This is a genomic window from Mesorhizobium sp. M0615 (assembly GCF_040320805.1).
Lineage (GTDB): Bacteria > Pseudomonadota > Alphaproteobacteria > Rhizobiales > Rhizobiaceae > Mesorhizobium.
Window position 1 is genome coordinate 1 of record NZ_JAMYQI010000041.1, and the last position, 5,422, is coordinate 5,422.

The window sequence follows — 5,422 nt, forward strand, 5'->3', positions numbered from 1 at the left end:
CGCAGGAGGAATACAGTTGGCCAGAGTATCTCCCCCCTGGGAAAGCTAATGAAGACGACGCTGTTCTGGCATCGTCTTTCGTGCCTACTGGGCCCCATCACCAAGCCTCGGATCCCGCAGGGTCCTTTCGTCCCCTGAGCTGGAGCGACGGCGACCAGGGCGCGCCGGACGAGCGGATCGCTGCACAGGACAGGAGCAACCAGCTACCAAGCGAGGAGGTCCTCATCAACCGTGAGCATGATACAGCGGAGTTGAGACCAGCGAAGAGGCAAAGGACCCTGAACAGTCGTCTGCAGGACGTTGCCACTGAGCCGCAGCTGAGCGAGATCGGCAATTCAGGCGCTCGCGTGCTGATGCAGGCCCCCACCCATCAAGTGGGTGCACTGCCATGGGAGGCGCAACTCATGACGCAAGGGAGCGGACAAGAACACGCCGCGGCGCCCTACGTCGGAGGCAGTGGGTCGATGCTGGGTGCCTCGGTGCTGCAGCCGGGTCACTCAACGGCGCGCCATCATGATGCGCCGGATTCGTCAGTGGTTGATCTGAATCCCCCCGCACCGTTCGAGTTGCGTGACCATGCTCGTTATGTGCCGGCGGCGCCTGCCGGGCCAGCGTTCGCCAGGGCAGAGGAGACGCCCTCCGCGGTTGGCGAGGCCGCGGTGGCCGAAACGCTGGCTCGGTTGCAAAAGCAGATGGTCGATGCTGACTTGTCGGGATATTTCGACTCGATTCCGCACGCGGACCTTCTACGATCGTCATGGGAGGCGCAACTCATGATGCATGGCAGCGGACAAGAACACGCCGCGGCGCCGTACGCCGGAGGCCGTGGGTCGATGCTGGGTGCCTCGGTGCTGCAGCCGGGTCACTCAACGGCGCGCCATCATCATGCGCCGGATTCGTCAGTGGTTGATCTGAATCCCCCCGCACCGTCCGAGTTGCGTGACCATGCTCGTTCTGTGCCGGCGGCGCTGCAGCCAGATCCTCCAATAGGGGTCTCCGGTGCCGACAAGCGTCCTCTTTATTCCAACGATGCGACCGTTGTCGAAGGGCTGAGGTCAGCATTGGAGAGCACGGTCAAGCGCCATGTAAATTCTCTTCTCGGCTTTGGTCGTTGGCTCTTTGATAATAACAGGCCGGGATTTGCTGCTCGGCTTCACGAGGAGTCGCTGGATCCGGATCTCAAGGAGTACGAGAGCAAGAGTGGCTCCTCGGACGTGGCTAGAGCAGTGGGTCATCTCAAGACGTGGGCGGGCGGAGCGCCAGTGCTGGACCGCGCCGCTGTCCTGAATAATCCCGACCCTGCCGACGCCGCGCTCATCAGAGATTATACAGCGGCTCCCATCAAAGAGTACAAGGCAGCGCCGACCGGGCCGAATCCCGGTACCATTCAGACCTATGGATCTGCTCCTAGAGGTTTCAGTGAATACCTGGTTGAAAACCACAAGCCGGGGATTGCGGCTCGGCTTCACGAGGGGGCGCTGGATGAAGATGCCAAGCGCTATAACAACTCCGGTGGGATCAGTGCACTAGCTCATCTCCGGAAGTCCGAACTCGGGCGCGAGCTCCCTGGGAAAGCTAATGAAGACGACGCTGTTCTGGCATCGTTTTTCGTGCCTACTGGGCCCCATCACCAAGCCTCGGATCCCGCAGGGTCCTTTCGTCCCCTGAGCTGGAGCGACGGCGACCAGCGCGCGCCGGACGAGCGGATCGCTGCACAGGACAGGAGCAACCAGCTACCAAGCGAGGAGGTCCTCATCAACCGTGAGCATGATACAGCGGAGTTGAGACCAGCGAAGAGGCAAAGGACCCTGAACAGTCGTCTGCAGGACGTTGCCACTGAGCCGCAGCTGAGCGAGATCGGCAATTCAGGCGCTCGCGTGCTGATGCAGGCCCCCACCCATCAAGTGGGTGCATTGCCATGGGAAGCGCAGCCCATGATGCAAGGGAGCGGACAAGAACACGCCGCGGCGCCGTACGCAGGAGGCAGTGGGTCGATGCTGGGTGCCTCGGTGCTGCAGCCGGGTCACTCAACGGCGCGCCATCATCATGCGCCGGATTCGTCAGTGGTTGATCTGAATCCCCCCGCAGGGGTCGAGTTGCGTGACCATGCTCGTTCTGTGCCGGCGGCGGTGCAGCCAGATCCTCCAATAGGGGTCTCCGGTCGCGACAAGGGTCCCCTCTATTCCAACGATGCGACCGTTGTCGAAGGGCTGAGGTCAGCACTCTATGCCGGTAAGATCGGGGAGATCACGGTCAAGCGCCATGTAAATTCTCTTCTCGGCTTTGGTCGTTGGCTCTTTGACAATAACAGGCCGGGATTTGCTGCTCGGCTTGACGATTCGTCGCTGGATCGGGATCGCAAGGAGTACGAGATCTGGGGTGGTGGCCCCTCGATCGTCAGAGCACTGGGTCGTCTCAAGACGTTGGCGGGCGGAGCGCCAGTGGTGGACCGCCCTGTCCGGAATCCCTACCCTGCCGACGCCGCGCTCATCAGAGATTACACAGCGGCTCTCATCAAAGAGTACAAAGAAGCGCCTGCGACCGGGCCGAATCGCGGTACCATTCAGGTCTATGGATCTACTCTTATACGTTTCAGTGAATACCTGCATGAAAACAAAAAGCCGGGGATTGCGGATCGGCTTCACGAGGGGTCGCTGGATGAAGATGCCAAGCGCTATGTGAACTCCGGTGGTAACCGGAGGATCAGTGCACTAGCTCATCTCCGGAAGTTCGCACCCGGGCGCGAAATTGCCCTTGCTGCTCGTCCGGAAGACGCAGTCGGCATGGAGGCTCGTGCCATTGGGGACGCCGCTGCGCAGCGAAGCGGGCCGCAGGAGGCATTGGGTCGGCCAGAGAAGCCCCCTGGGAAAGCTAAAGACGGGCGGGTGCTCGGCGCATTGGAATGGCTAGGCGACGAACATATCCAGAGGGATTACCAGCTCCTGGAGCAGGAGTTGCAGGGGAACAATCCAGATCTCGCCGCCCGGACGCGGTTCGTGGATCCCCTCGTAGCCAATTATCATCTGCGCTTGGGCTCCAAGAGCGTCATGCTAAGCGCATTCCAGCGCATCGTCCATAAGAACGGTAACGACACAGCCGACTTCCTGTTCGTGCCAGTGAGCGATGCCGGTACGACTCGTGAGGAGCGCGGCACCCATTGGTCGCTGCTGTTCGTTGATCGCAGCGACCGGGAGCGGCCGGTTGCCTATCATTATGACTCCTACAACGGATGCAATGACACGCTTGCAAAAGAGCTCGCAGAAAATCTGGGCGCCAGCCTGGAGACCCGCGTGGGCGTATCCCGCATCGCCCAGCAGAGCAACGGGGTGGATTGCGGAGTCTACGTGGTGGACGGCACGCGGGCGCTGGTTGGGCGATTGCAATCGCAGCCAGATAACCTGAACCTCAACAACCTCGTCGTCAATCGGCAGGCACTACAAACCCGCCTCAGGGGTGACGATACATTCGGAACGACAAATAATCTCACGAACTTTGAACTCATGGACCGAAAGGCCCGAGACGCGGTTAAGGAAAGCCCCGTTGGGACGTTTCACCAGCAGATCAAGCGGCTCGGCCAGTCAGCGCCAGACGTTGCTCCCGGGGACCCATTTAAATTTCAAAGTCTTAAGAGCAAGGGGGACGCCGCTGCGCAGCACAGCGGGCCGCAGGAGGAATACAGTTGGCCAGAGTATCTCCCCCCTGGGAAAGCTAATGAAGACGACGCTGTTCTGGCATCGTCTTTCGTGCCAACTGGGCCCCATCACCAAGCCTCGGATCCCGCAGAGTCTTTTCGTCCCCTGATCTACGGCGACCAGGGCGCGCCGGACGAGCGGATCGCTGCACAGGACAGGAGCAACCAGCTACCAAGCGAGGAGGTCCTCATCAACCGTGAGCATGATACAGCGGAGTTGAGACCAGCGAAGAGGCAAAGGACCCCGAACAGTCGTCTGCAGGACGTTGCCACTGAGCCGCAGCTGAGCGAGATCGGCAATTCAGGCGCTCGCGTGCTGATGCAGGCCCCCACCCATCAAGTGGGTGCATTGCCATGGGAAGCGCAGCCCATGATGCAAGGGAGCGGACAAGAACACGCCGCGGCGCCGTACGCCGGAGGCAGTGGGTCGATGCTGGGTGCCTCGGTGCTGCAGCCGGGTCACTCAACGGCGCGCCATCATCATGCGCCGGATTCGTCAGTGGTTGATCTGAATCCCCCCGCACGGGTCGAGTTGCGTGACCATGCTCGTTCTGTGCCGGCGGCGGTGCAGCCAGATCGCCCAAAAGTGGTCTCCGGTCCCGACAAGGGTCCTCTTTATTCCAACGATGCGACCCTTGTCGAAGGGCTGAGGTCAGCACTCTATGCCGGCAAGATCGGGGAGATCACGGTCAAGCGCCATGTAGATATTCTTTTCGGCTTTGGTCATTGGCTCGTTGAAAATAACAAGCCGGGGATTGCGGATCGGCTTCACGATTCGTCGCTGGATCGGGATCGCAAGGAGTACGAGATCTGGGGTGGCGGCCCCTCGGCCGTGGCTGGGTCACTGGGTCGTCTCAAGACGTGGGCGGGCGGAGCGCCAGTGGTGGGCCGCCCTGCCCTGAATCCCCACCCTGCCGACGCCGTGCTCATCAGAGAGTACACAGCGGCTCTCATCAAAGCGTACGAGGCAGCGCCGACCGGGCCGAAACCCCGTACCGTTGAGGTCTATGGGTCTGCTCTTAGACGTTTCAGTCAATGCCTGGTTGAAAACAAAAAGCCGGGGATTGCGGATCGGCTTCACGAGCGGTCGCTGGATGAAGATGCCAAGCGCTATATGAAAACCGCTGACATCAGTGCACTAACTCATCTCCGGAAGTTCGCACTCGGGCGCGAAATTGCCCTTGCTGCTCGTCCGGAAGACGCAGTCGGCATGGAGGCTCGTGCCATTGGGGACGCCGCTGCGCAGACCGCGGCACAAGCTCATGGCCACGCAGGAGAGCAGGGACCCATCTCTCGAGCTCAACAAGTCGCGCCAGCGCCGTTTGAACGGCACTTGGGCAAGAAGCGCGAGGCCCAGGACGGACTGACGAGTACACTTGACAGGGGCAACCTCGTGAACAGCGGGGGCGTCATCATAAACAATGAACATTACACAGCGCTGTTGAGACCGGCGAAGAGGCAGAGGACTGATAATCCGCAAAGCCGCGCCATGGGGCGGCAACTGAGCGAAGCAACCACGACGTCCATCAGCCAAGCCTCCGATCAAGCCCGAGCGGACCTAATGGCTTCCTTCAGAAGCAGGGAGCGCTCCGACGCGGGGCGTTGAGCTCCATGGCTGGGGTCAACAGAACAGCTCTCTTGACGACAGAGGGGCTGATGCGATCTCCGGACCGGTAGCTCTCGCCGTAATTGATCAGGCTGGTACTGTTGGAAGGCTTGATCAGCCTCGTC

1 protein-coding gene is annotated in these 5,422 nt (G+C 60.9%); it reads left to right on the forward strand.

What is annotated here, in order from left to right; all coding sequences use genetic code 11:
* The first annotated feature begins 692 nt into the window (after nt 1-692).
* Nucleotides 693-5,297, forward strand: a complete 4,605-nt coding sequence (locus NKI46_RS30810; RefSeq protein ID WP_352749696.1) for a Ulp1 family isopeptidase — start codon at nt 693-695, stop codon at nt 5,295-5,297.
* Nucleotides 5,298-5,422 lie beyond the last annotated feature (125 nt).

Coding starts and splice junctions, on each gene's coding strand:
- NKI46_RS30810 (WP_352749696.1), top strand. CDS start 693: ATGGTCGATGCTGACTTGTCGGGATATTTCGACTCGATTCCGCACGCG.